Annotated in this window: 23 protein-coding genes; 7 read left to right on the forward strand and 16 right to left on the reverse strand. The window is 66.7% G+C overall.

Going from position 1 to position 25,446, the window contains the following annotated elements:
• Positions 1-84: 84 nt before the first annotated feature.
• Together parC and QPK32_RS18705 are read right to left on the reverse strand one after the other, a co-directional pair.
• Positions 85-2,424, reverse strand: coding sequence for a DNA topoisomerase IV subunit A (gene parC / locus QPK32_RS18700; RefSeq protein WP_290414305.1), 2,340 nt, complete (start codon positions 2,422-2,424; stop codon positions 85-87).
• A 127-nt stretch (positions 2,425-2,551) separates the two neighbouring features.
• Complete coding sequence (locus QPK32_RS18705) at positions 2,552-4,552, reverse strand: DNA topoisomerase IV subunit B (protein WP_290414306.1); 2,001 nt, start codon at positions 4,550-4,552, stop codon at positions 2,552-2,554.
• Positions 4,553-4,899: 347 nt separating this feature from the next.
• Between QPK32_RS18705 and QPK32_RS18710 the strand changes: the two genes are divergently transcribed.
• The gene (locus tag QPK32_RS18710; RefSeq protein ID WP_290414307.1) at positions 4,900-5,889 is read left to right on the forward strand and encodes a gamma-glutamyl-gamma-aminobutyrate hydrolase family protein; all 990 of its coding nucleotides are present in this window, start codon (positions 4,900-4,902) and stop codon (positions 5,887-5,889) included.
• Between the two features lie 248 nt (positions 5,890-6,137).
• Entirely contained in the window at positions 6,138-6,500 is a 363-nt protein-coding gene (locus QPK32_RS18715; RefSeq protein WP_290414308.1) for a hypothetical protein, read from the forward strand.
• 6 nt (positions 6,501-6,506) lie between these two features.
• On the opposite strand, the gene QPK32_RS18720 is transcribed toward QPK32_RS18715, so the two are convergent.
• Positions 6,507-7,646 carry a YbdK family carboxylate-amine ligase gene (locus QPK32_RS18720; RefSeq protein ID WP_290414309.1) on the reverse strand — a complete coding sequence of 380 codons (1,140 nt, stop codon included), beginning with the start codon at positions 7,644-7,646 and terminating at the stop codon, positions 6,507-6,509.
• A complete protein-coding gene (locus QPK32_RS18725; RefSeq protein WP_290414310.1) occupies positions 7,636-8,835 on the reverse strand; it encodes a cation:proton antiporter in 1,200 nt (399 codons plus the stop codon). The genes QPK32_RS18720 and QPK32_RS18725 overlap by 11 nt, the downstream gene beginning before the upstream one ends.
• A 173-nt stretch (positions 8,836-9,008) precedes the next feature.
• Here QPK32_RS18725 and QPK32_RS18730 point away from each other — a divergent pair, with 173 nt between their 5' ends.
• A complete protein-coding gene (locus tag QPK32_RS18730) occupies positions 9,009-9,614 on the forward strand; it encodes a CPBP family intramembrane glutamic endopeptidase (protein WP_290414311.1) in 606 nt (201 codons plus the stop codon).
• Positions 9,615-9,723: 109 nt separating this feature from the next.
• Here the strand turns inward: QPK32_RS18730 and QPK32_RS18735 are convergent, their stop codons facing one another.
• Genes QPK32_RS18735 through QPK32_RS18745 form a run of 3 tightly spaced genes read right to left on the reverse strand, consistent with a single transcriptional unit; the run spans position 9,724 to position 12,342 of the window.
• Positions 9,724-10,893, reverse strand: coding sequence for a VWA domain-containing protein (locus QPK32_RS18735; protein ID WP_290414312.1), 1,170 nt, complete (start codon positions 10,891-10,893; stop codon positions 9,724-9,726).
• Position 10,894: 1 nt separating this feature from the next.
• Positions 10,895-11,491, reverse strand: a complete 597-nt coding sequence (locus QPK32_RS18740) for a GNAT family N-acetyltransferase (protein WP_290414313.1) — start codon at positions 11,489-11,491, stop codon at positions 10,895-10,897.
• On the reverse strand, positions 11,488-12,342 hold the full coding sequence (locus QPK32_RS18745; RefSeq protein ID WP_290414314.1) for a MoxR family ATPase: 855 nt from the start codon (positions 12,340-12,342) through the stop codon (positions 11,488-11,490). Before QPK32_RS18745 ends, QPK32_RS18740 begins: the two co-directional genes overlap by 4 nt.
• Before the next feature lie 175 nt (positions 12,343-12,517).
• Here QPK32_RS18745 and QPK32_RS18750 point away from each other — a divergent pair, with 175 nt between their 5' ends.
• Both QPK32_RS18750 and QPK32_RS18755 read left to right on the forward strand, forming a co-directional pair.
• Positions 12,518-12,850 carry a c-type cytochrome gene (locus QPK32_RS18750; protein WP_290414315.1) on the forward strand — a complete coding sequence of 111 codons (333 nt, stop codon included), beginning with the start codon at positions 12,518-12,520 and terminating at the stop codon, positions 12,848-12,850.
• Between the two features lie 18 nt (positions 12,851-12,868).
• Complete coding sequence (locus QPK32_RS18755; RefSeq protein WP_290414316.1) at positions 12,869-13,216, forward strand: cytochrome c; 348 nt, start codon at positions 12,869-12,871, stop codon at positions 13,214-13,216.
• Between the two features lie 21 nt (positions 13,217-13,237).
• Here the strand turns inward: QPK32_RS18755 and QPK32_RS18760 are convergent, their stop codons facing one another.
• From QPK32_RS18760 to QPK32_RS18780, 5 genes are all read right to left on the reverse strand, one after another.
• Positions 13,238-13,663 carry a DUF1841 family protein gene (locus QPK32_RS18760; protein WP_290414317.1) on the reverse strand — a complete coding sequence of 142 codons (426 nt, stop codon included), beginning with the start codon at positions 13,661-13,663 and terminating at the stop codon, positions 13,238-13,240.
• A gap of 91 nt (positions 13,664-13,754) precedes the next feature.
• Complete coding sequence (locus tag QPK32_RS18765) at positions 13,755-14,720, reverse strand: retroviral-like aspartic protease family protein (RefSeq protein ID WP_290414318.1); 966 nt, start codon at positions 14,718-14,720, stop codon at positions 13,755-13,757.
• A 26-nt stretch (positions 14,721-14,746) separates the two neighbouring features.
• Positions 14,747-15,235 carry a hypothetical protein gene (locus tag QPK32_RS18770; protein WP_290414319.1) on the reverse strand — a complete coding sequence of 163 codons (489 nt, stop codon included), beginning with the start codon at positions 15,233-15,235 and terminating at the stop codon, positions 14,747-14,749.
• On the reverse strand, positions 15,232-16,821 hold the full coding sequence (locus QPK32_RS18775) for a retroviral-like aspartic protease family protein (protein WP_290414320.1): 1,590 nt from the start codon (positions 16,819-16,821) through the stop codon (positions 15,232-15,234). Before QPK32_RS18775 ends, QPK32_RS18770 begins: the two co-directional genes overlap by 4 nt.
• A gap of 144 nt (positions 16,822-16,965) precedes the next feature.
• Positions 16,966-17,649, reverse strand: coding sequence for an RNA pyrophosphohydrolase (locus QPK32_RS18780; RefSeq protein ID WP_290414321.1), 684 nt, complete (start codon positions 17,647-17,649; stop codon positions 16,966-16,968).
• Between the two features lie 212 nt (positions 17,650-17,861).
• Between QPK32_RS18780 and QPK32_RS18785 the strand changes: the two genes are divergently transcribed.
• Positions 17,862-19,595 (forward strand): proline--tRNA ligase, encoded by a 1,734-nt coding sequence (locus tag QPK32_RS18785; protein WP_290414322.1) that lies wholly within the window; start codon positions 17,862-17,864, stop codon positions 19,593-19,595.
• Positions 19,595-20,257, forward strand: a complete 663-nt coding sequence (locus QPK32_RS18790) for a lytic transglycosylase domain-containing protein (protein ID WP_290414323.1) — start codon at positions 19,595-19,597, stop codon at positions 20,255-20,257. The genes QPK32_RS18785 and QPK32_RS18790 overlap by 1 nt, the downstream gene beginning before the upstream one ends.
• 188 nt (positions 20,258-20,445) lie before the next feature.
• On the opposite strand, the gene QPK32_RS18795 is transcribed toward QPK32_RS18790, so the two are convergent.
• The 4 genes from QPK32_RS18795 to QPK32_RS18810 all read right to left on the reverse strand — a co-directional run bounded on the left by QPK32_RS18795 (position 20,446) and on the right by QPK32_RS18810 (position 25,288).
• Positions 20,446-20,853 carry an SWIB/MDM2 domain-containing protein gene (locus QPK32_RS18795; protein ID WP_290414324.1) on the reverse strand — a complete coding sequence of 136 codons (408 nt, stop codon included), beginning with the start codon at positions 20,851-20,853 and terminating at the stop codon, positions 20,446-20,448.
• Between the two features lie 252 nt (positions 20,854-21,105).
• The gene (gene ffh, locus QPK32_RS18800; RefSeq protein ID WP_290414325.1) at positions 21,106-22,470 is read right to left on the reverse strand and encodes a signal recognition particle protein; all 1,365 of its coding nucleotides are present in this window, start codon (positions 22,468-22,470) and stop codon (positions 21,106-21,108) included.
• Positions 22,471-22,589: 119 nt separating this feature from the next.
• The gene (locus QPK32_RS18805; protein WP_290414326.1) at positions 22,590-23,909 is read right to left on the reverse strand and encodes a hypothetical protein; all 1,320 of its coding nucleotides are present in this window, start codon (positions 23,907-23,909) and stop codon (positions 22,590-22,592) included.
• A 119-nt stretch (positions 23,910-24,028) separates the two neighbouring features.
• Positions 24,029-25,288: a hypothetical protein gene (locus QPK32_RS18810; protein ID WP_290414327.1), complete on the reverse strand. Its 1,260-nt coding sequence runs from the start codon at positions 25,286-25,288 to the stop codon at positions 24,029-24,031.
• Positions 25,289-25,446 lie beyond the last annotated feature (158 nt).

Consider the following 25,446-nt stretch of genomic DNA (forward strand, 5'->3'; position numbering starts at 1 on the left):
ATTACGCTTTCGCAGCTTGACAGGCAAGACGGTATCTACGTCGGCACCGTAGGGTGGGCACCATGTGCCCACCATGCACGCGGATCAGCCCGCGTCGGTCTGCCGCATCGCCAGATCCTTCGCCTTCAGCTTGGCCGACAGCGGCTTGCCCTTCTTGGCGCGCTTGCCGAAGTGCGGCTCCAGGCCGGAGGCGAACAGCTCCACGGTACGCGGCTTGTCGCCGGCCCAGGTGCCGATGACGTTCACGCCCTTCGGGCTGATCGGCTGGGCCGCCAGCAGCGTTTCCTTCGGCTCCAGCTCCATCAGCGTGACGCCACGGCCGCCGTTGGTCAGCACTTTCATTTCATCGATGCCGAACACCAGCACGCGGCCCTTCTCGGACAGGCAGGCGATCGCGCCGGCATTGTCCGGGACGACGCGCGGGGCCAGCGGCACGGCGCCGTCGTCCAGCGTGATGAAGGACTTGCCGCCCTTCAGGCGCGTGGCCATGTCGCCCGCCTTGGCGATGAAGCCGAAGCCGGCGGTGGTGGCCAGCAGCAGGCGCGTGTCGGCCGGGCCGGCGTAGTAGTACAGGATGCGTCCGCCGCCCGACAGGTCGACCAGCGTCGTGATGGGCACGCCGTCGCCGCGCGCGCCGGGCAGGGCGTTGACGGGGACGGAATAGGCCTTGCCGTTGTCGCCGATGCACAGCAGCGTGTCGACGGTCCGGCACTCGAAGACATGGCCCAGCGAGTCGCCGGCCTTGAAGGTGAACTGGGCCGGGTCGTGGCCGATGCCGGTGCGCGCGCGCACCCAGCCTTTTTCCGAGACGATGACGGTGACCGGCTCGTCGATGACCTTCTGCTCGGCCACGGCCTTCTGCGCTTCCTCGATCAGCGTGCGGCGATCGTCGCCGTACTGCTTGGCGTCCGCCTCGATCTCGCGCACGATCAGGCGCTTCATCGAATTCGGGTTCTCGAGGATGTCCTCGAGCTTTTCCTTTTCATTGCGCAGCTCGGACAGCTCCTGCTGGATCTTGATCGCTTCCAGGCGCGCCAACTGGCGCAGGCGGATTTCCAGGATGTCCTCGGCCTGGCGCTCGGACAGGCGGAAGCGCTCGATCAGCGCCGCCTTCGGATCGTCCGAATTGCGGATGATGGCGATGACTTCGTCGATGTTCAGCAGGACGGTCTCGCGGCCTTCCAGGATGTGGATGCGGTCGTTGACCTTGCCCAGCCTGAATTCGGTGCGGCGGCGGACGGTGACGAAGCGGAAGTCGATCCATTCCTGCAGGATCTCGGACAGCCCCTTCTGGCGCGGACGGCCGTCGCCGCCGATCATCACCAGGTTGATCGGCGCCGAGGTTTCGAGCGAGGTGTGCGCCAGCAGCATCAGCGCGAATTCCGTCTTGTCCTGGTTCTTCGACTTCGGCTCGAACACGAGGCGCACGGGCGCGTCGCGGCCCGATTCGTCGCGCATGGTGTCCAGCGCCAGCAGGAAGTTCTGCTTCAGCGACAGCTGCTCGGGCAGCAGGGTCTTCTTGCCGACCTTGATCTTCGGATTGGTGATCTCCTCGATCTCTTCCTGCACGCGCTGGCTCGAGGTGCCCGGCGGCAGCTCGGTCACGACCAGCTGCCACTGGCCGCGCGCCAGTTCCTCGATGGTCCAGCGCGCGCGCACCTTCAGCGAGCCGCGGCCCGATTCGTAGATGTCGGCGATGTTCGAGGCCGGGGTGATGATCTGCGCGCCGCCCGGATAGTCCGGACCCGTGATCAGGGTCATCAGCTCGGCGTGGGTGATCTTCGGATTGCGGATCATCGCGACGGCCGCCTGGGCCACTTCGCGCAGGTTGTGCGACGGGATCTCGGTGGCCATGCCGACCGCGATGCCGGAAGCGCCGTTCAGCAGCAGCATCGGCAGGCGCGCCGGCAGCATGCGCGGCTCTTCGCTGGAACCGTCGTAGTTCGGCTGGAAGTCGACGGTGCCCATGTCGATCTCGTCCAGCAGCAGGCGCGACACGGGTGTCAGGCGCGCTTCCGTGTAACGCATGGCCGCCGCGCCGTCGCCGTCGCGCGAGCCGAAGTTGCCCTGGCCGTCGATCAGCGGATAGCGCAGCGAGAAGTCCTGGGCCATGCGCACCAGCGCGTCGTACACCGACTGGTCGCCGTGCGGGTGGAGTTTACCGAGCACGTCGCCGACCACGGTCGCGGACTTGCGCGGCTTCGCGGTCGGGCCCAGGCCCAGTTCGTTCATCGAGTACAGGATGCGGCGCTGCACCGGCTTCTGGCCGTCCGAGACGTCCGGCAGCGCGCGGCCCTTCACGACCGAGACGGCGTAGTCCAGGTAGGCGCGCTCGGCGAAGGTGGACAGGGTCAGCATGTCGCCGCCGTCGCCATCGCCGCCTGAGGGGGGATTTTGTTGTTCGAAAAGGCTTGCTTGGGTCATGTTATTCGTTCGTTCCTGGGTGCCTTGGCTGCTCACACGACATTAGGCCCCTGCCTGCGCAGGGGCGACGTGCTTGATGAGTTGGCCGTAAGACCGTCGTCCCTGCGAAGGCAGGGACCCAATTTCCTTAGATATCCGCTTCCGTCTCGTTCCCGTGCTCTTCCAGCCACGCGCGGCGTGCCGCCGCTTCGCCCTTGCCCATCAGCATGTTGAAGCGCGCCGACGATTCGGCCAGGCCGTAGTCGCCGAAGGCGACCGGCAGCAGGCGGCGGGTGTCCGGGTTCATCGTGGTTTCCCACAGCTGCTCGGCGTTCATCTCGCCCAGGCCCTTGAAGCGCGAGATGCTCCAGCTGCCTTCCTTCAGGCCTTCCTTCTTGAGCTTGTCCTCGATGGCGATCAGTTCGCCGTCGTCCAGCGCGTACAGCTTCTGGATCGGCTTCTTGCCGCGCGCAGGCACGTCGACGCGGTACAGCGGCGGACGCGCCACGCAGATGTGGCCGTTCTTGAACAGGGCAGGGAAGTGCTTGAAGAACAGGGTCAGCAGCAGGACCTGGATGTGCGAGCCGTCCACGTCCGCATCGGACAGGATGCAGATCTTGCCGTAGCGCAGATTGGAGAGGTCCGGGTTGTCGTCCTGGCCGTGCGGGTCGACGCCGATCGCCACGGCGATGTCGTGGATCTCGTTGTTGGCGAACAGGCGGTCGCGGTCGGTTTCCCAGGTGTTCAGCACCTTGCCGCGCAGCGGCAGGATCGCCTGGAATTCCTTGTCTCGGCCCATCTTGGCGGAACCGCCCGCCGAATCGCCCTCCACCAGGAACAGTTCGTTGCGGGTGATGTCCGACGATTCGCAATCGGTCAATTTACCCGGCAGCACGGCTACGCCCGAGGATTTCTTCTTCTCCACCTTCTGCAGCGAGCGCAGGCGGGATTGCGCCTGCTTGATGACGAGCTCGGCCAGCTTGCGGCCGTAGTCGACGTGCTGGTTCAGCCACAGTTCGAGCGGCGGCTTGGTGAAGGTCGACACCAGTTTCACGGCATCGCGCGAGTTCAGGCGCTCCTTGGTCTGGCCCTGGAACTGCGGGTCCAGCACCTTGGCCGACAGCACGAACGAGACGCGCGCGAACACGTCCTCGGGCAGCAGCTTGACGCCCTTGGGGAGCAGCGAGTGCATCTCGACGAAGTTCTTGACGGCGCCGAACAGGCCGTCGCGCAGGCCCGATTCGTGGGTGCCGCCGCTCGGGGTCGGGATCAGGTTGACGTAGGATTCGCGCACGACGGCGCCTTCTTCCGTCCAGGCCACGACCCAGGCCGCGCCTTCGCCTTCGGCAAAGCCCTCGTCGCCGGCCGCGGCGTACTGCGCGCCTTCGAACAGGGGAATCAGGGTCTGGCCGTTATTGCTCGTCTGCGCCAGCGCCTCGGTCAGGTAGCCGCGCAGGCCTTCGTCATAGCGCCAGGTCTGGACGTCGCCGGTCTTGCCGTTGGTCAGGGTGACGGTGACGCCCGGCAGCAGCACGGCCTTCGAGCGCAGCAGGCGCTGCAGCTCGGCCATCGGGATGTTCGGGGAATCGAAGTACTTGCCGTCCGGCCAGGCGGTGACGCGGGTACCATTCTTCTTGCCGCCGCGTTCCGCCGGTGCGGAGGTCAGCGGTTCGATCACGTCGCCGTCGGCGAAGACCAGGTTGTGGACGCCGTTGCCCTGCTCGTCCTTGCGCCAGACGGTGATTTCCAGGCGCTTCGACAGCGCATTGGTGACCGACACGCCCACGCCGTGCAGGCCGCCCGAGAAGGCGTAGGCGCCGCCCGAACCCTTGTCGAACTTGCCGCCGGCGTGCAGGCGGGTGAACACGATCTCGACCGTGGACACGCCTTCTTCCGGGTGGATGCCCACCGGGATGCCGCGGCCGTCGTCCTCGACCGTGATCGAACCGTCGCCGTTCATCGTCACCGCGATGTTCTTGCAATGGCCGCCCAGCGCCTCGTCCGAGGCGTTGTCGATCACTTCCTGGATGATGTGCAGCGGATTCTCGGTGCGGGTGTACATGCCCGGACGCTGCTTGACGGGTTCCAATCCTTTCAGGACGCGGATGGATGATTCGCTGTAGTCGGTTGCGTTTTTCTTGGTGGCCATGCTGGTGTTGTAGGTAATTCGATTCGAATGCCTGCGCATTCTATCTTGTCGCGCGGCAAATAAGCGATTGCAAATACGGCGCGAGGCGACGCCAGGGTCGCCCCGGCACGGCAGCCGGGCGCGAACAACTGTATGGAAATACAGTATTTTTGCTCGCTGGGCCCAACATTGCAAGGGAAATGATGCGAAGATTGCTAATGTTCAACATCTTGGCATCATGCGGCATATGAGGGCGGGGCAGCCTGCCGCAAGCCGGAAAGCGACACTTGCCACACGTTCATCGTGCCAAAACGACATTTTTTACAAATCCGAATCGTGCGCGGCGATGCCGGAGATATATTCGTATCATGACAGAGGACAATGATAAGCGCGAACCGGCCGGTACCGAAGCGGGCCCTCCGTTCGAAGGACCGTCGGGTTCGCCGCGCATACCCGACCGCCGCGCCGGCGGCAATGCTTCGCGCTACCTGCGCAGCGGCGACACCCCGCTGAACCTGGCCGGACGCGTGCTGCGCTCGCGCTGGCGCGCGCTGACCGACCGCTTCCACCGCGACTTCATGCGGCGCACGCTGCGCATCGGCGTCTCGGCACGCATTTTTCACCCGGAAGCCGGCTCGACCGGCCTGCGCAGCAAGAACCTGCAATACCTGGAAGAATCGATCGCGCAATGGGTCATGTCGCGCGACGTGCTCGTCTTCATGGTCCCGACGGTCAATACCAACGGCCTGCTTCACCCGAGCAATATCACGATGCGCCACTACGCGCGCCACCTCGACGGCCTCGTGCTGCAGGGCGGCGCCGACGTCTCGCCGATGACGTATTCGGAAACGCCGACCCGTCCCGAATGGAGCGGCGACCGCGCGCGCGACGTCTACGAGCTCGAGCTGCTGCACGAGTTCGTCGAGGCCGGCAAGCCGGTGCTGGGCATCTGCCGCGGCTGCCAGCTGATCAACGTCGCCTTCGGCGGCACGCTGTACCAGGACGTCGCCACCAACCTGCCGGATTCGCAGCCGCACGTGCACGACATCTATGACGCGCATCGCCATGCGATCGTGTTCCCGCAAGGCTCGACCCTGGGCAAGATGTTCCCGCAGTCGCCCCGCGCCATCGTGAATTCGATCCACCACCAGGCGGTCAAGGAACTCGGCCGTGACATCCATGTCGAAGCCATGTCGGAGCCGGACGGCGTCGTCGAGGCGATCCGCTACCAGCGCGCGCCGTTCGTGATGGGCCTGCAGTGGCATCCGGAATTCCACCGTGCCACCGGCGGCGACCTGCTCGACTGCACGCCGATCCTCGACGAATTCCTGCGCGCGGCGCGCGAGACGCGGCTGTAGGTTCAAACGGTACGGCTTGCATCCGTCGCCCCCGCGCAGGCGGGGACCCATGCCGAGCTTCAGGAACCCGTCTGTCGACAGTGCTGCGCCATGATTGATGGTCCAGCTTCGAAAAGTCAGTATGGGTTCCCGCCTGCGCCGGGACGACGAATCCTGGTAAAACATTGCCGAATTCCGCTTGCCTTCCGGTTCGACCCGTCTCATAATCTAAATGAGAATCATTCTCACTGGACGAACTTGGAGGTGCCATGGACGACGATTTCCTCGACGAACAACTACGCGCGCCGGCGGCGGGCGGCTCGCAGCACATGCTGATGGTGGCGTCGCTGCTGCACCTGATGTCGCACTATACGGTCAACAGCGCCGGCGGACGCGCCCGCGGCGACGGTCCTTGCGTGAAGCTGGCGTCCGTCATCGAGCGCCACCTGAACGCGCTGGCGCGCCTGCCGGACGCCGACCCCGTGCTGCGCGCCACCTGCGAGCAGCTCAGCGCCAAGTGGGCGGCCCTGGTCGACAGCGGCATGCCGGCGCCCGTGCCCAGGCGCCCGCTGCTGGCGCGGATCCTGCGGCCCGTGCCGCGCAAGACGGAGCCGGCGGCACTGGCGACCTGAGTTCATTCAGACCTTGCGCCGCTCCCCGCGGAAGCGCCGGATCGCCGCGTTGACCATGCCTTCGCTGCTGCCCTGGCGCTCGTACTGGCCGCGCAGGAACGCCGCGTCGTTGCCGTCCGAGGCGGCCGACGCCAGGTGCAGCAGCGCGTCGATGCTGCCCAGCGCCTGGGCGTGCGGCTCCATCAGGTCGAGCGTGGCGAGGATGTCGTCGCGCAGCAGGATCGCCTCGTAGGTCTTGGGGTGGGTCACGACGCCGTCCAGGCCGAAGCGGCTGGCCTGGAAGCGGTTGTAGTTGTAGACGAGGTAGTCGTCCTCGACGGGCGCCTCGGCCACGTCGCCCTTGCGTGCCAGCAGGTGGCGGCACAGCGCCTGCAGGTAGGCGGCCAGCGCCGCCGCCCGTTCCACCGTCAGCGGCGTGTCGCACACGCGCAGTTCGATGGTGCCGAATTCCGGCTTGGGGCGCAGGTCCCAGTAGAAATCCTTCATGCTGTGGATGATGTTGGTGCGCTCCATCTTGGCGAAGTAGACGTTCGCGAACTCGTCCCAGCGCAGCGTGAACGGCGCCCGTCCGCTCATCGGGAAGGCGAACACGGAATTCAGGCGCGCCGAATCGAAGCCGCTGTCGTGGCCCTGCACGAACGGCGACGAGGCCGACAGCGCGATGAAGTGCGGGATGTAGCGCGACAGCGCGTGCAGCAGGTACAGCGCGTCGTCGCCGTCGGCGCAGCCGATGTGCACGTGCTGGCCGAACACGGTGAACTGCTTGGCCAGGTAGCCGTACAGCGCCGATAGTTCCTGGTAGCGCTGCTTGGACGAGATGCGCTGCTCGGACCAGTGCTGGAACGGATGCGTGCCGCCGCCGGCGATGCCGATATTGAGCACGTCGCTGGCCGCCACCAGCGTGTCGCGGATGTCGAGCAGTTCGGCCAGCAGGGGCCGGTAGGCCGTGTGCACGCTCGAATTAATCTCGATCATGCTCTCCGTGATCTCGGGCGTGACGTTGCCGGGGAAGGGCTTGCGCCGCAGCAGGTGCAGCAAATCGACGCTGGCCGGCGTCAGGTCGAAGTCGGACAGGCCGACCAGTTGCAGTTCCAGCTCGACCCCGAAGGTCAGCGGCTGCGAGGTGCGGAAGGCGTCAAGCGGCATGTTCCTGCTCCGGATTGGCGGGCGCTTCGCGCGCCCACACGAGCGCGCGTTGCAGGAGGATGGGGCCGAACACCTCGAGCAGCATGGTGACGGCGGCGACGGCGCGCAATTCCTCGACCACCTGCACGCCGGCCAGGCGCGCATGCTCGATCAGGAGGATCACGAACACCGACAGGGGCACCAGCGACACGCCCGTCAGCGCGCCCTTGCGCCACGAGATGCCGGACAGGTGGGCGAACGCCATCACGCCCAGCGTCTTGGCCGCCAGGCGTGCGGCCACCAGCGCGATGGCCAGCGCGCCGCCGGCCCAGACCTTCTGCCAGTCGAGGGTGGAGGCGGCGAACACGAACAGCACGACGGTCAGCAGCTCGCCCAGCGCCCCGAAGTTGCGCTGCGTCTGGCTGAAGGCGACGCGGCGGTGGCGTGCCGTCAGGCCGAAGGCGAGCGCCGCGACCACGGGGGACAGCCCCAGCGTGAACGTGATCGACACCAGCAGGATGACGGCCAGCGCGAACGCGGCCGTGCCATCCTGGGCCATCTTGCCGAGCGCGCGCAGCAGGGCCGGCACGACCAGGCCGAACACGGCGCCCGTGAACGCGGACACCGCCAGCACGACGAGGCTGTTCCACAATGCGTCGCCGACGTCCTCGAAGGTGCGGAAGATCCACAGGCCGACGCTGGCGTTGAAGGCGAACACGGCCAGCACGCAATTGAGCGCGCACAGGTGCAGCGCCCGCTCCGTCACCTGGCCCGAGCTGCGCTGCTCGTTGATCACGCGCACCAGCGTGGCGGGCGAGGTCGCCATCGACAGCGAGGCCAGCATCAGCGCATTGATGTCGGGGGCGCCGAACGCGCGCGCGACGAACAGCACGGCGCCGAAGGTCAGCAGCGATTCCGTGAGCCCGGCCGCGCCGATCCACGGATTGGTGCGCAGCCAGCGCAGGTTGATGCGGTAGCCGAGCTCGAACAGGACGAGGCCGAAGGCGACGTCGGCGAGCAGCAGCGCGGCGCCCGCATCGGGCCGCGGCAGCACGCCGATCTGGGGCGCGGCCAGCAGGAAGCCCGCCAGGCCATAGAAGCTGATGCGCGGCAGGCCGGTCCAGCGTTGTCCGAATTCGCCGACCAGCCAGGCCACCGTGATCGAGAAGGGCCAGGCGAGGCTGCTCAGGATGGCCAGGTATTCCGTCATGGGATCTCCAATAAGACACGCAGGGGACGCCGCGGTGCAGTCGTGCAAATCCTACAAGAGGATATTTATCGCACGATTGCGTGTAGGAAGAGAGGAAGTGCTGTCCAGGAAGTACTGCCATTCTCGGCGCTGGCATGGTATAAATTTCAATTCAGAAATGCCAACCCATCGACATGAGCACACCCGCATCGACCCCTCCCGCCGCCGCCGGCACGCATCCGCAGATCCGCCTGGGCGCACAGCTGCTGACCTGCCTTGGATTGTGCCTGGTCGCGGCGCCGATCATCATGATGCAGGCCGATCCGCGCGCCGCCATCGCCGGCAGGATGCCGCTGCTGTGGCAGGTCCTCGTGGGGCAGGGGCTGGCGCTGGTCGCCGCCGTCGCCTCCTACCTGCTGTATCGCCTGACGGCGAAGTCGGCCTCGACGGCGCGCACGGTCGAGAGCTATTCCCGCCTGGACCTGCGCGGCTTGAATCCTTTATGGATCAGCATCGCCGCCGCCGTCGGCGAGGAAATGCTGTTCCGCGCGGCGCTGCAGCCCTGGCTGGGCGTGTGGATCGTGTCGCTGCTGTTCCTCGTCACCCACATTCCCGTCTACCGCTTCCGCAAGCTGGACGGCGCCACGCTGTCGCAGGTGGCCGGCATCTTCGGCTGCAGCGTGCTGCTGGGCCTCGTGTTCGATCATGTGGGCTTGCTGGCGGCGGTGCTGGTGCACTTGTGGATCGACGTGGTCGGCCTCGTCGTCGTGCGCGGGGTGATCGCGGCGCGGGGTAAGTGAGTCGAGCGTCAAGACCGTCGTCCCTGCGAAGGCAGGGACCCAATTTTGCCGGCGGTGTGAAAACGCCAGCAGAAATTGGGCACCTGCCTTCGCAGGGGCGACGGTGTATTCATTTGCTCAATAAACGCATCGCCCTTTCGAGCCCATCCATCGTCACCGGAAACATGCGCTCGCCCACGATCTGGCGCACGATGGCGATCGACTGGCGGTACTGCCACAGGTGTTCCGGCTCCGGATTGAGCCACGCGCATTTCGGGAACGCCGCGCAGAAGCGCGCCAGCCATTCGCCGCCCGGCTCGGCGTTGTCGTACTCGACCGAGCCGTGCGGGGCCACGATCTCGTAGGGGCTCATGGTGGCGTCGCCGACGAAGATCAGGCGCGTGTCGGGCGGATAGGTGCGCAGCACGTCCCAGGTCGGGAAGCGCTCGGCGTGGCGGCGGCGGTTGTTCTTCCACAGGTAGTCGTAGACGCAGTTGTGGAAGTAGAAGAAGTCCATGTGCTTGAACTCGCTCTTCGCGGCCGAGAACAGTTCCTCCGTGCGTTCGACGTGGTCGTCCATGCTGCCGCCCACGTCCAGCAGCATCAGCACCTTGATGCGGTTCTTGCGCTCCGGCTGCATGCGGATGTCGAGCCAGCCGGCATTGTTGGCGGTGGAGCGGATCGTGTCGTCCAGCGCCAGTTCGTCGGCGGCGCCGTGGCGGGCGAAGCGGCGCAGGCGGCGTAGCGCGACCTTGACGTTGCGGATGCCCAGCTCGCGGTCGCCGTCGTAGTCGCGGTAGCTGCGCTGGTCCCACACTTTTACCGCCGAGCGGTTTCCTCCCTGTCCGCCGATGCGGATGCCCTCGGGATTCGTGCCGCCGTGGCCGAACGGCGAGGTGCCGCCCGTGCCGATCCATTTATTGCCGCCTTCGTGGCGCTCCTTCTGCTCTTGCAGCAGCTGGCGCAGGCGGTCCATCAGCTTGTCGTAGCCGAACTTCTGCAGGGCCGCCTTTTGCTCCGGCGTCAGCTCGCGTTCCAGGCGCTTGACCAGCCAGTCCAGCGGAATCGCCGCCTTGTCGTCGAACACGGCCTCGATGCCCTTGAAGTAGGCGCCGAAGGCACGGTCGAACTTGTCGAAATGGGCTTCGTCCTTCACCAGCGTCAGGCGCGCGAGATAGTAGAACGCGTCGAGCGAGGGCGCGATCACCTGCTTTTCCAGCGCTTCCAGCAACGTCAGGAATTCGCGGATGGTGACGGGCACTTTCGCCGTGCGCAGGGCGAAGAAGAAGTCGATCAGCATGTCAGTCCCGCTCTGCCGCGTGAAGGCTCAGCCGGTAGTGCAGCTGCGCCTTGATCGCGGGCCACTCGCCGCGCAGGATGCTGTACATGACGGTGTCGCGCACCGTGCCGTCGCGGCGCAGCGCGTTGTGGCGGATGACGCCGTCCTTCTTCGCGCCCAGGCGCTCGATCGCCGCCTGCGAGGCGTGGTTGAAGATGTCCGTGCGCAGGCCGACCACGCCGCAGCCCAGCGTGTCGAACGCATGCGACAGCAGCAGGAGCTTGCAGCTCGTGTTGACGTGGCTGCGCTGGCGGCTTTTGGCATACCAGGTCCAGCCGATCTCGACGCGGTCCACCTGGGGCAGGATGTCGTGGTAGCTGGTGGTGCCGATGACGGCATCGCTGGACACGTCGACGACGGCGAAGGCCAGGCGGTCCGGCATCTCGAGCGCGCGGCCGATATAGGCGGCGACGTCGTCCGGCTCGGGCACCGAGGTCACGCGCAGCTTCCACAGCTGGCCGTCGCAGGCGGCGGCGCGCAGGCCGTCCGCGTGGTGCGGCGCCAGCGGTTCCAGGCGGATGCCGTTGAACTCCAGCGTGACCGGCTCGACCCGTATCATCGGTTGTGCCTCGCCATCGCCACCAGGCGTTCGAACAGGCCGACGTCCTGCTCGTTCTTCAGCAGGGCGCCGTGCAGCGGCGGCACGATGGTCTTCGCATCCTGGCTGCGCAGGGCTTCGGGCGGGATGTCCTCGGCCAGCAGGAGTTTCAGCCAGTCGAGGAATTCCGAGGTCGACGGCTTCTTCTTCAGCCCCGGCACGTCGCGCAGCTCGTAGAAGCTCTGCAGGGCGCTGGCGAGCAGGTCCTGCTTCAGGTGCGGGAAGTGGACGCGCACGATGTCGGCCATCGTCTCCTTGTCCGGGAACTGGATGTAGTGGAAGAAGCAGCGGCGCAGGAAGGCGTCGGGCAAGTCCTTCTCGTTGTTGGACGTGATGATGACCAGCGGGCGGTGCTTGGCCACGACCAGCTCGCGCGTCTCGTAGACGTAGAACTCCATGCGATCGAGTTCGCGCAGCAGGTCGTTGGGGAATTCGATGTCGGCCTTGTCGATCTCGTCGATCAGCAGGACGACGGGCTCGGGCGCCGTGAACGCCTGCCACAGCACGCCTTTGACGATGTAGTTGTGGATGTCGCGCACGCGCTCGTCGCCGAGTTGCGAATCGCGCAGGCGCGAGACGGCGTCGTATTCGTACAGGCCCTGCTGGGCCTTGGTGGTCGACTTGACGTGCCATTGCAGCAGCGGCATGTCGAGCGCGGCGGCGACCTCTTCGGCCAGCATGGTCTTGCCGGTGCCGGGCTCGCCCTTGATCAGCAACGGCCTGGCGAGGGTGAGGGCGGCGTTGACCGCCAGTTTCAGGTCATCGGTGGCGACATAGTTGTCGCTGCCTTCGAAGCGTCGTGGGGCATTCATGGGCGCGTTGTCCGGTATGAAAATGTCATCGAGTATATGCCAGAACGACAGCCGAAAGCAGGGGGCCATGGTTTGTAGACTGAGCTCTATTTCTCATATAGAATCGGCCAGTCGTAGTACAAATGCTAAGTTTTTTGTGTTTTGCGGTATTCGAACAACCTCACGATTGCCAACCATGAAAATATCGTTAGCAGTACTCGTGCTGGCCATTGCCCTGCCAGCGGGCGCGGCGGACATCGTCGCCAACCCGAAGGCGGCGCCGAACAAGATCGAGCAGTGCATCGGCTGCCACGGCATCCCCGGCTACAAGGCCACCTTCCCCGAGGTCTACCAGGTCCCCATGATCGGCGGCCAGTCCGCCAAGTACATCGAAGCCGCGCTCAATGCCTATAAAAAAGGCGACCGCCGGCATCCGTCCATGCAGGGCATCGCCGCCAGCCTGTCGGACCAGGACATCGCCGACATCGCCGCGTACTACGCGCAGCAGACGGCCGCCAGCCCCAAATAAGAAGACGCGGAGGAGACCATGAAACGATTGATCCTGGCGCTGGCCGCCGGCGCGCTGTCCCTGGATGCCCTGGCCGCTTCCGGCGACGTCGCCAACGGCGCCGCACTGGCCAAGAAATACAATTGCGCGTCCTGCCACGGCGCCGACTACAAGACCCCGATCGACCCCAGCTACCCGAAGCTGGCCGGCCAGCACGCCGACTACCTGGCCCATGCGCTGGTGACGTACAAGCGCGGCGGCAAGGCGATCAACGGCCGCAACAACGCGATCATGGCCGGCATGGCCCAGCCGCTGTCGGACCAGGACATGGCCGACATCGCCGCCTACCTGCACAGCCTTCCGGGACCGCTGGTGGTCCGGCGCTGACGCCGGATGCGTTGATCTTGCTTACTTGACCTTCTTGCGGACGCACTCGACGTAGGCGTCCGTGTCCGGCTGGGTGCCGTGGCGCTGCGCCGACCAGATCATCTCGCCCAGGCATTCCATCACCTGGTGGTGCGCCTCGTGGGCGCCGATGCGTGCCGACAAGGCTTCGACGGCGGCGCGGATGCCGCGCGGCTGGTCGATCGAGACCTGCTCCGTGATCGACAGGTGCATCGACAAGTGCAGGAACGGGTTCGGCTTGCCGCCCTCGACGGAATAGTCGCGCGCCACGGCCTCCTCTGCATCGTTCAGTTCGTCATGGTATTCGGGATGTTCGTCGATCCAGTCGGCCGCGAGCGCATCCATCGGGGTCAGGATCTCGCCGGCGCGGCGCTTGCGCAGGGCTTCGCAGAAGAAGTGGCGGACGTCGTGGGAAGATGGGGTGAACATGGCGGGGGCATTCGGTCGCGAGGGAAGGGCGTCATTGTAGCGCGCCGGCGCCGGGCCTGCTGGCGGCCCGGCGCGCTCCCCGGGTGCCGATTCAGGGTGCCGGGGCGCGCTGGTGGGCGCCGAACAGTTCGCCGCCCAGGTAGCTCATGTACAGGCGGTCCTGGCTCATCGCGAACAGGATGCGGTGCGCGCGCAGGAAGTCGACGCCGAGCACGACGTCGAATTCCGTCGTGCGGCCCTGCGGGAAGTCGTCGACGATGCGCAGCCGCGGATTGTTGACGGTTTCGTCGCCGATGCGGAAACGCTTGAAGTCGGCACTCCAGCTGTCCAGCAGCGCATCGCCGATGCCGCCCACCCGGGAAGCCTTGACGGCGCCCGGCCCGTCGACGCGCACGCCGGCCAGCTCAGCGCCGCGGCGGGTGACCACCGTCTGCGTGGCGCCCGTATCGAGCAGCGCCTTCAGCCTCACGCCGTTCAGTTCGATGTTCACCAGCGGCTGGTTGGTGCGCCCGACCCGGCCGGCGAAGGGAATTTCCATCGCATCGGACGACCAGTAGGCCAGGTAGGTGTCGTCGCAGCCGCTGGCGCGGAAGAAGCGCAGGTAGCGCTCCGCCAGGGCCAGCTCCATGTCCGTCTGCAGCAGGTAGTTGGCGCCGACGATGAGGTCCCGGTCCCCGCCGTCGCGGGCGCCGAGCACGGGCATGCGGGTCCGGCCGGTATGGATGCCGCCCAGCGAGAAGTCGTCGACGTTGGCGACGTAGTTGATGGCCGAGCCGCCGACCCCCTCCGAATAGCGGCCCGTGGAGCGCGGCGTCAGGCCGAGGCGCTCGGCGCTGGCCTTGAGCAGCTTGGTCTCGTAGGCGCCGGTATCGACCAGCATCCGCACCGGCATGCCGTTCACGCTGCCGCCGACGATGGGCCGGAGCGTCCGCTCGGAAAAATCGATGTCCAGCTTCGCCACCGGAACGTAGTGACAGGTCCCGGCATCGCCGCCGGCATGCGACAGGAGCGGCAGGAGGAGGGCGAGCGTGACGAGGGTGCGCGAGATCGTTGGCATGGCGATGGGATGATGGAAAAAAAGGGTTACCAGTCCGGCAGGTCCAGCTCCAGCGTGCCGTGCCACGGCACCTGCTGCCAGCGCGCGTCCAGCGCCAGCACGGCGGCGAACAGCGCCTGGCCGGCGCCATCGGGCAGCGGCGGCATGCCACGCCCGCGCGCCGCGCAGGCCGCACGCACGCCGTCGGAGAACATGGCCTCGTCGAAGGCGCCGCTCCACAGCTGCGCTTGCAGGCTTTCGACCACCGCTTCCGCATGGATGGCCTGGTCGGCCACGTCGCGGCGGAACGCATCGTGGGTGCGCTCCATCGTCCAGCCGATGTCGGCGCCGCCCGCCACGATGCCGTAGAAGGCGGCGCGCCAGCCGAGCGTCGACTCGACCACGTAGTGGACCAGGTCGTGCGGCAGGATGCCCTGGCGCGGCATCGGGGTCGCGGTGGCGCTGCCGTCATCGCGCAGGCAGCGCAACTGGTCGACCTTGTCGGTGCGGGCGCCGCGCGTCGCGATCAGCTTCATGGCGCGTCGTCGTCCGCCGGCGTCTTCGCGGCCGGCGGGGCGGCCTGTGCAGCGGTCTTTGCAGCCGGCGCCGCCGGAGCGCAGCGCGTGCGGGCTTCCGCGGCCAGCGCGTCGGCCTTCGCCGTATCGCCCTGGGCCCGGTACCATTCGGCCATATAGCCTTCGGCCTGGCAGCGGCGGCGCGCAGCGCTGTCCTTGTCGCGGCCGGCCTCGTCGAGCAGGCGCGCGGCGTCGATCTTGCCGAGGTAGAAGCGGCCAACGGGTTCCGGCCAGGCTTCGTCGTGCTGCTTGTCCATGCTGTCGGCCAGCTCGCTGCGCGCCAGTTCCGCCTCGCCGTTCTTGACGCGCGCCGTGTACAGCCACAGGGCGCCGTAGCGTTCGGCCGGCAACTGGTCGAGCGCCTTGCGCAGCAAGGGAATCGCCTGGTCCGCGTGGCCGGCCAGCAGCGCGCGCCGTCCCGCGATCAGGTTGGCGTGCGGCTGGCCGGACGTGACGGCCATGTCGAGCCAGACCTGCGCCACCAGCGGATCGCGCGTCACGCCGCCGCGGCCGGCCGCATACATCGTCGACAGCACGTACTGGGCGTCGGCATTGCCGCCGTCGGCTTCCGTGCGCATCCACGGCTCCAGGCCGGTGCCGCGCGTGAACACCTCGCCGCCCGTATACGTGAAGTACAGCTTGCGCTGGCTCATGGCGAACAGCACGCGGTGGCTGCGCAGGAAGTCCTGGCCCAGGTACAGGTCGGCGCCGTTGCTCCCCTGCGTTTCGATGACGCCGATCTCGGCGTCCTTGATGGTCTCGTCGCCGATCTGGATGCTCTTGACGGGCGCGATCCAGTGCGGCGCCCGGTCCGCGCCGATGCCGCCGGCGTCGCCCATGCGCGTCACGCCCGGCGCCGTCACGTCGATGCCGACCTTCTTCGCGGCGCCGCGCTGCAGGAAACTGCGGTGGGCGCCCGTGTCGATCATCGCATCGACTTCCTTGCCGTTGACGATGGCGGTGAAGTGCGGGTTCGGGCTGCTGTCCCAGCTGCGCTCGAAAGGTACCGACACGGCCTGCTCCTGCCAGATCCGCAGGGGCACGTCCTTGCAGTTCTCGGGCTGGAAGAAGCGGATTTTCTTGGCGCCCAGGTCGAATTCGAGGTCGCGCTGCAGCAGGAAGGGCGAGCCGAGGATCGCGTCGAAGGCCGGCGTGAACGCGGTCTCGTACACGACGGGCAGGTCGAGCCGGCGCGTGGTGCGCGTCGGTCCAATGCCGAATTCCTTGATCCGCGTGACGTACAGCCGCGAAAAGCCGCTGATGCCGTTCACGTAGCGGCCCGTCATGTGCAAGGGCAGGTTGCGCTTGACGACGCCCGTCATGGTCAGGATGGTGTCGAAGGCGCCCGTATCGACCAGCATCGTGGCCGGCATCTCGTCGATGCTGCCGTCGACGGCGGGCGTCAGGCTCGGGCCGGCATAGCGGATCGGCAGCGTGGCGATTTCGTAGTAGGTGCAGCGTGGCGCATCGGCGCCGTGGGCGGGGAGGGCCAGCAGCGCAAGGGCGGCGTGCAGGCAGGCGAACAGGCGTGTGGAAGCGGGAGTCATCCGGGCGATTCTACTGATTGCCCGGCGCGAGAAACTCATCAAATGTCACAGCGCAACACGCCGCAATGTTGACATTTTGAAAATAAAAAAGGCAAGCACCACCGCTGCCGCAGTGGCCTTGCCTCTTGCAGTGTTGCTTTCGCGCTACTGCTTGTCGATACCCTGACGCGCCACGACGAGCTTGGAGCTGCCGGCCGCGTCCGCGATGGCCTTGCTGGCCGCCGCCACCGCCTTGCTGCTGGCATTGGCTGCCGTCCTGGCATTGTTGCCGTTCCCGCCATTGCCACCCTGGCCGCGCCGCTCGTGCGGCTGGCGCAGGTAGCGCGAGCCGTGGCGGCGGTCCTGGCCGTTGGCGGGCCAGGTCAGGAAGCGCGACAGCTCCTGCAGCGCGCGCTGGTAGACCTCGCGCTTGAACTCGATGACCACGTCCAGCGGCACCCAGTAGTCGTGCCAGCGCCAGGCGTCGAACTCGGGGTGGTCGGTCAGGCGCAGGTTGACGTCGTTATCGCGTGCCACCATGCGAAGCAGGAACCAGATCTGCTTCTGGCCGCGGTAGTGGCCGCGCACCTCGCGCTTGATGAAGTGGTCCGGCACTTCGTAGCGCAGCCAGTCGCGGGTGCGGCCCACGATCTTGACGTGCTCCTGGCGCAGGCCGATTTCTTCCTCCAGCTCGCGGTACATCGCCTGCTCCGGCGTCTCGCCGTACTTGATACCCCCTTGCGGAAATTGCCATGAGTGCTCGCGCACCCGCTTGCCCCACCAAACTTCGTTGTTGGCGTTCAGCAGGATGATGCCGACGTTGGGGCGGAACCCTTCACGATCGAGCATGATTCACCTCGAAACTTTCTGCCGGTCTTGCCCTTAATTTTTTACCTACGTATCCAAGCAAACTAGGGCGCTTCAGCCGTCTGATCGTACGGGAACAACGACGTGCACCACTTGTTTCGGACCCATTTGTATAAAGATTGGATGCATCGGCCGGCTAATCCTTTAAAATTAGGTCGATTATAACCCTCTCTTTTTAAAAAGAATTCATCGATATGCGTGCCTCGCGATTTTTTATTTCAACGCTCAAAGAAGCCCCTTCCGACGCCGAGATCGTCAGCCACAAGCTGATGATGCGCGCCGGGATGATCAAGCGCCTCGGTTCCGGCATCTATACGTATATGCCACTGGGCCTGCGCGTCATCCGTAAGGTCGAAGGCATCATCCGCGAAGAAATGAACAAGGCGGGCGCGATCGAGCTGCTGATGCCGATGGTGCAGCCGGCCGAACTGTGGCAGGAAACGGGCCGCTGGGACAAGATGGGGCCCGAACTGCTGCGCCTCAAGGACCGCCACGGCCGCGACTTCGCGCTGCAGCCGACCTCGGAAGAAGTCGTCACCGACGTCGTGCGCAGCGAGATCAAGTCCTACCGCCAGCTGCCCGTGAACTTCTACCACATCCAGACCAAGTTCCGCGACGAGCGCCGTCCGCGCTTCGGCCTGATGCGCGGCCGCGAATTCACGATGAAGGATGCCTATTCGTTCGACCGCGACGTCGAAGGCATGCAGGCGTCGTACAAGACCATGTTCGATGCCTACGTCAGCATCTTCAACCGCTTCGGCCTGAAGTTCCGCGCAGTGGCCGCCGACAACGGCGCGATCGGCGGCACCGGCTCGCACGAGTTCCACGTGATCGCCAGCACCGGCGAGGACGCGCTGGTGTACTGCCCGACCTCGGACTACGCGGCGAACATGGAAGCGGCCGAAGCGCCGGCACTGGGCGGCACGCGTGCGGCCGCGAGCCAGGAACTGGCCAAGGTCTCGACCCCGAACACCACCAAGTGCGAGGCCGTGGCCAAGCTGCTGGGCATCGGCCTGGACAAGACCGTCAAGTCGATCGCGCTCACGGCCGACAAGGAAGTCGACGGCAAGCAGGTCAAGGAAAACTGGCTGCTGCTGCTGCGCGGCGACCACGAGCTGAACGAAGTCAAGGTCTCGAAGATCCCGGGCCTGGGCGCGTTCCGCTTCGCCAGCGAAGCCGAGATCCTGGAAGCCTACGGCAGCGTGCCGGGCTACCTGGGCCCGATCAACACGAAGCAGCCGGTCAAGATCGTGGCCGACCGCACCGTCGCCAACATGGCCGATTTCGTGTGCGGCGCCAACGAGGCCGAATACCACTTCACGGGCGCCAACTGGGGCCGCGACGTGGCCGAACCGCTCGTCGCCGACCTGCGCAACGTCGTCGAAGGCGATGCTTCGCCGGACGGCAAGGGCGTGCTGGCGATCGAGCGCGGCATCGAAGTGGGCCACGTGTTCCAGCTCGGCACCGCCTACTCGCAAGCGATGAACGCCGTCTACCTGGACGAGAAGGGCCAGCCGGCCCCGATGCAGATGGGCTGCTACGGCATCGGCGTGACCCGCATCCTGGGCGCCGCCATCGAGCAGAACTTCGACGACAAGGGCATCGTCTGGCCGGACGCGATCGCGCCGTTCGAACTGGTGCTGTGCCCGATGGGCTACGACCGCAGCGAACTGGTCAAGAACGAGACCGACCGCCTGTACGCCGAACTGCAGGCGGCCGGCGTCGACGTCATCGTCGACGACCGCGGCCTGCGTCCGGGCGCCATGTTCGCCGACTGGGAACTGGTGGGCGTGCCGCACCGCGTCGTGATCGGCGAGCGCGGCCTCAAGGAAGGCAACCTGGAATACCAGGGCCGCCGCGATGCCGAGGCCACCGCCGTTCCCGCCGCCGACATGGTGTCGTTCGTCAAGGGCAAGCTGGACAAATAATGTTCACGCAGTCGATCCGCCGGACGTTCGCCCGGCTCGGTCCCGTGCTGGTCGCCGCCTGCCTGATGGGCAGCGGCGCCGCCCATGCGGGCAACCAGAAGGAAGAGGCGCTGGCCGATTCGGTCCGCCTCGCGCTGGAGCACGCGATCCGCGACGGCCGGCCGCCGAAACCCGTATTCCGCGACGACGCCGCGCGGGCCCGCTACCGGCAGTGGTTCGACACGATGTCCGCGCGCCTCCAGCGCCGCCTGCCGGACGAGCAGACGCGCACCGAGTTCCTCGAGGCCGCATGGTACGAGGCGACCCGCGCCGGCCTCGATCCGGGCCTGGTGCTGGGCCTGATCCAGGTCGAATCGGCCTACCGCAAGTACGCCGTGTCGATCGCCGGCGCGCGCGGCTACATGCAGGTGATGCCGTTCTGGACCGGCGTGATCGGCGACTCCAACCGCCGCGCGCTGTTCGACATGCAGACCAACCTGCGCTACGGCTGCTCGATCCTGCGCATGTACATCGACATGGAAGGCGGCAACCTGTACCTGGCGCTGGGCCGCTACAACGGCAGCCGCGGCAAGCCGCAGTATCCGAACGCGGTGCTGGCGGCGTGGAAGAACTGGGAATTCAAGGCGCTCGAAGGTAGCAGCGGCGCCGTCGCCGCCCGGTAGGGTAGACGGCTTGGCCGTCCACACGTTCCACTACCGCATGCACATCGATACATCAGGGCCGGCTGGACGCGTGGACGGCATAGCCGCCCACCCTAACGATGCCGCCGTTACACGCGCAAAAAACAAAAGCCCCGTCTTGGCGGGGCTTTGTCGTATTTGGCCAGCGGGGCAGCCGGTCTTTTTGCTTATTATTTGAGGTGATCGGAGATCAGTTTGGTCATCTCGAACATCGATACCTGGGCCTTGCCACCGAAGACGGCTTTGAGCTTGTCGTCGGCATTGATCATGCGCTTGTTGGCGGCGTCCTGCAGGTTCTGCTTCTTGATGTATTCCCAGACTTTCTTGGTCACTTCGGTGCGCGGCAGCGGTTTTGCGCCGACGACTTCGGCCAGCGTTGCCGACGGGGTCATCTCTTTCATGAACGCGGCGTTGGGCTTGCGGGCTGCGGCCGGTTTCTTTGCCGCGGGTGCTGCTTTCGGTGCTGCTGCTTTGGCAGGAGCTGCTGCCTTTTTAGCTGCCGGCTTCGCCGCGGCGGCCGGCTTGGCTGCGGCGGCCTTCTTTGCCGGCGCTGCGGTGGTTTTTTTTGCTGTTGCCATATTCGAGCCTCCTAAACGGAACACATGGAAAATTGCGCTATGAATCGCACAGCTAATATTGGTAGGGATTTAGTGTTCGTGCAAGTCTTTTTCGAAACTTTTTCACTCTGATATGCCCTGAATCCGCCGATTGTGTTAGCCGGGCCTCCTAACGGGGGAAAACAAGCCTTTTGCGCGGGGGCGGGATGGGAAAACAGGCAAAAAAAAGCCGCGGGAGCAGGGCTCGCGCGGCGTGCGGGGCGGGGCAGCGGGTCAGCGCAGGCCCGGCATCATGCCCTTCATCCCGCGCATCATCTTCATCAGGCCGCCGCCCTTGAGCTTCTTCATCATGGTGTTCATCTGCTCGTACTGGTTCAGCATGCGGTTCACTTCCTGCACCTGCACGCCGGCGCCGGCCGCGATGCGGCGCTTGCGGTTGGCCTTGATCAGTTCCGGCTTGGCGCGTTCCTGCGGCGTCATCGAGTCGATGATGCCGCACATGCGGCGCACCTGCTTCTCGGCCTGGTCCATGTTGGCGCCGGCGGCGGCCTGCTGGAACTGCGCCGGCAGCTTGTCGAGCAGGCCGGCCATGCCGCCCATCTTCTTCATCTGCGTGAGCTGGGCCTTGAAGTCGTTCATGTCGAACTTGCCGCCCGATTTGATCTTGTTGGCCATGTCGGCCGCGGCCTGCATGTCCACGCCCTTGCGCGCTTCCTCGACCAGCGCCAGGATGTCGCCCATGCCCAGCACGCGGTTGGCCATGCGGGCCGGATCGAAGGCTTCCAGGCCGTCCAGCTTTTCCGAGACGCCGGCGAACTTGATCGGCTTGCCCGTCACGTGGCGCACGGACAGCGCCGCGCCGCCGCGCGAATCGCCATCGAGCTTGGTCAGGATCACGCCGGTAAGCGGCAGCGCGTCGTTGAAGGCCTTGGCCGTGTTGATCGCATCCTGGCCGACCATGGCGTCGACGACGAACAGGGTCTCGATCGGTTTGACGGCCGCGTGGACGGCGGCGATTTCCTGCATCATCGCCTCGTCGATGGCCAGGCGGCCGGCGGTGTCGATGATCAGGACGTCGTGGTAGTGCTTCTTGGCCCAGTCCAGCGCCGCCAGGGCGATGTCGACCGGCTTGTCGTTGGCGGTGGACGGGAAGAAGTCGGCGCCGACCTGCTTGGTGACGGACTCCAGCTGCGCGATCGCGGCGGGGCGATACACGTCGGCCGACACGGTCAGCACTTTCTTCTTCTGTTCCTTCAGGTACTTGGCCAGCTTGCCGGTGGTGGTCGTTTTACCGACACCCTGCAGGCCCGCCATCAGGATGATCGCCGGCGGCTGCTGGGCGAACGAGAGCTGGCTGGCTTCCGGGCCGAGGTCGGCGCCCATCAGCGCCGCCAGCTCCTTCTGCACGACGCCGACCAGGGCCTGGCCGGGGGAGAGCGAACCGATGACTTCCTCGCCCAGCGCTTTTTCCTTCACCTTGGCGATGAATTCGCGCACGGCCGGCAGGGCCACGTCGGCCTCGAGCAGGGCCAGGCGCACTTCGCGCAGCATGTCGGCGGTGTTGGCCTCGGTCAGGCGGGCCTCGCCGCGCATGGTCTTGACGACCTTGGCGAGGCGTTGAGTCAGATTGTCTAGCATGTCTGCGTCTTGGGGAAAGTGGGTGCAATGACGGCAGCCCGGGGCCGGCGGCGCCCGGGCTGCGCGCGGAATGCGTCATTTTACCTCAGTGCGGCGGCGCCGGACCGGCGCGGGGCGCATCAATGGCGCACGACCAGGCGCACGACGCGCGCTCCGCTGATCATTGCATACGAAGCGCCGCCGGTCGGCACGATTGCTCTGACACAGTAGGCGGTGCTGCTGATCTCGTCATCGCAGAAGGGGGCATCCACCTCGACGCTCTTCACGCCGTCGGGCGTCGTGCGCACCACCGTCTTCGTCGTATTGTCGTAGCCGTAGGTGTTGCCGTTCATGTCCGCGTTCAGGCTTGCCGGGAGGGCGGACAGCGTCGTGACGACGCCGGCGGGCGTCACCTTGCGCGGCACGAGCCGGCGCTCCAGGGTCGATGTGGACGGATAGACCTGGTCCGTGTCGCGGACATACAGGTTGCCGTCGTAGTCGATGCCGGCAATGACCGGGTGCAGGAAGCGCGCGTTGGCGCCGGTGCCGTCGGTAACCGCCCCGGTGTTGTCGCGGTCTTCGGTGCCGGCCAGCAGCGACAGCGTGCCGGACGGCGAGATCTTCAAGATGGCCGACATCAGGCCGTACACCTCGCCACTGTGGCCGATGCCGCCTGTTTTGGAGACGTACAGGTTGCCCGCGCGGTCCGCAGCGAAGCCGCTCGCCTGGTCGAGGCGCTGGCCATTTCCAGCCGTGTCCGGCCGGCCGAACCAGGTGGCGGTGCCGTCGACACTGTCGACGAGCGTCGTGACGGTGCCGTCGGGCGCGATCTTGCGCAAGCGCGGCGATGGCCAGGCGAAGCCAGGAATGTAGTAGTACTCCATGACATACAGATTTCCCGCGCCGTCCGCCGCCAGCATGCTGGGATTGCGGAACGACGCGGCGGCGCCGACGCCGTCCGCCGTCAGGTTCTTGCCGCTGCCCGCCACCAGCGTGATGCCGGGCGCGCCCGGATCGGGCGTGACGGCCAGCGTCATGGCGGCGCTGGCGTCGCCGTCGCTGGCCGTGAGGGTGACGGTGGTCGCGGCGGCGAGCGATGCCGGCGGCAGGTAGCGCACGGTGGCGCCGAGGCTTGCGCTGAGCAGGCCGGGCGCGCCATCCGACAGTTGCCAGCGCACGGTGCCGCCCGTGGGCGACGCGGCGCTCAGCGCCACCGGGGTGCCGCCGGCGATCGTGCGCAGGGTCGCGCTGGACAGGGGCAGCGTGGCGGCAGGCGCGGGGACCGGTTCCGGCGTCGGCGCCGGCGTCGGAGCGAGCGCCGGTGCGGGTTCGGGCGCGGGTGCGGGTTGCACGGGAGTCGCCGGCGCGCCGGCGACCGGTGCCTCGGCGGCCGGGCCGTTGCCGCCGCCGCCGCAGGCAGCCAGGGATACGCACAGGAACAGGGTAGAACAGAGGCGCATGATGTGACGTCGAAGTGGTGTTGTCAGGATTATCCCTGTTATGCAACGTTCGAAAGTCATCAAATGTAACGCCCGGCACCAGCGCCCGACACAGTGTGCCGCCCCGGCTGGCGCCACGCTCAATGCGGCAGGACCAGGCGCCGGACGGCGTGCAGCCCCGTCACCTCCAGCATGAGGAAGCTCGTGCCGCCGGCCGGGGTGATGGCATACACGCCCAGGTCGTCGATGCAGGCGCGCGGCGGTTCGGGCACGAAGCTGCTGCAGTACGGCGCGCTCGTCTCCACGCTGGCGCTGCCGTCGGGCGCGATGCGCATCAGCTTCTTCGCGGCGCTGTCGTAGCGGTAGGTATTGCCCTTCATGTCCGCCTTCAGGCCGGCGGGCAGGGCCGCCAGCGTGGTCACGACCCCGTCCGGCGTCACCTTGCGCGGCGTGACGGGGGCGTCGAGCGGGAAGGCGTCGCCGTCGAGCAGGTAGAGGTTGCCGTCGATGTCGATGCCGGCAATGCGCGGGTAGAGGAACTGCGCCTTCCCGGCGGGGCCGTCGACCATCGCCCCGACCTGCGCGCCCTGGTAGCCCGCCAGTACGGACACGGCGCCGGCCGGCGTGATCTTCAGGATCAGCGGACCGTTGCTGGACTGCTGTCCTGCCGCGATGCCGGAGCCGAACACCGAGGTGGCGAAGTAGAGGTTGCCCGCGCGGTCCACCGTGAAGCCCGACGTCCAGTAGAGGCGCTGGGCGTTGCCGGCGGTGTCCGGCTGGCCGAACCAGGTATTGGCGCCGATCAGCGTCGCGAGGGTGCCGTCGGGGGCGATCTTTACCAGCTGCGGCGGCCCGCGCCGGCTGGGGCTGGCGTCGTTCTGCAGCAGCACGTAGGCATTCCCGGCAAGGTCCGCGGCCAGGTCCACCGGGCGTAGCAGCGTCGGCTCGTTTTCCGTCTCGGGCGGGCGCCACGACACCTTGTAGAGCCCGGCCGCGCCCGGCTCCGGCGTCACGGCCAGCGTCAGCGTGGCGCTGGCACCGTCGCCGCTGGCCGTGACGGTGACCGTCGCCGGCGCCGTCAGCGCGCCGGCGGGCGGCACATAGCGGACCGTGGCGCCACTGTCGGCGTCGAGCGTGCCCGGCGCGCCCTCGGCCAGCCGCCAGCGCACGGCGCCGCCGCTCGACAGCGTGGCGCTCAGGGGAATGGCACTGCCGCCGGCGATGGTGCGCAGGGTCGGGCTGGACAGCGTCAGCGTGGGCGTGGGCGTGGGCGCCGGCTGGGCCGGCGACGCGGACGGAGCGGGCGACACGGGGGCGGCGGGCGCCGGCGCACCGGAGTCGTTGCCGCCGCCGCAGGCGGCCAGGGTGGCGCACAGGATCAGGGAAGAAGTAAGGCGCATGATGGTCATCGGTATGGAAAATTGACCTGCCGATTATCCAGAAATATTCCTTGCGAAAAGTCATGAAATGTAACGTTTCTCTTGAAGGGACGTGACATTCTTGGGTTTTCCCGGAAAGGTTTGTCTTTTATCAACGACGAGTCCGTGCGAGTACCGCA

Source organism: Massilia sp. YIM B02763 (assembly GCF_030412015.1).
Classification (GTDB): domain Bacteria; phylum Pseudomonadota; class Gammaproteobacteria; order Burkholderiales; family Burkholderiaceae_D; genus Telluria.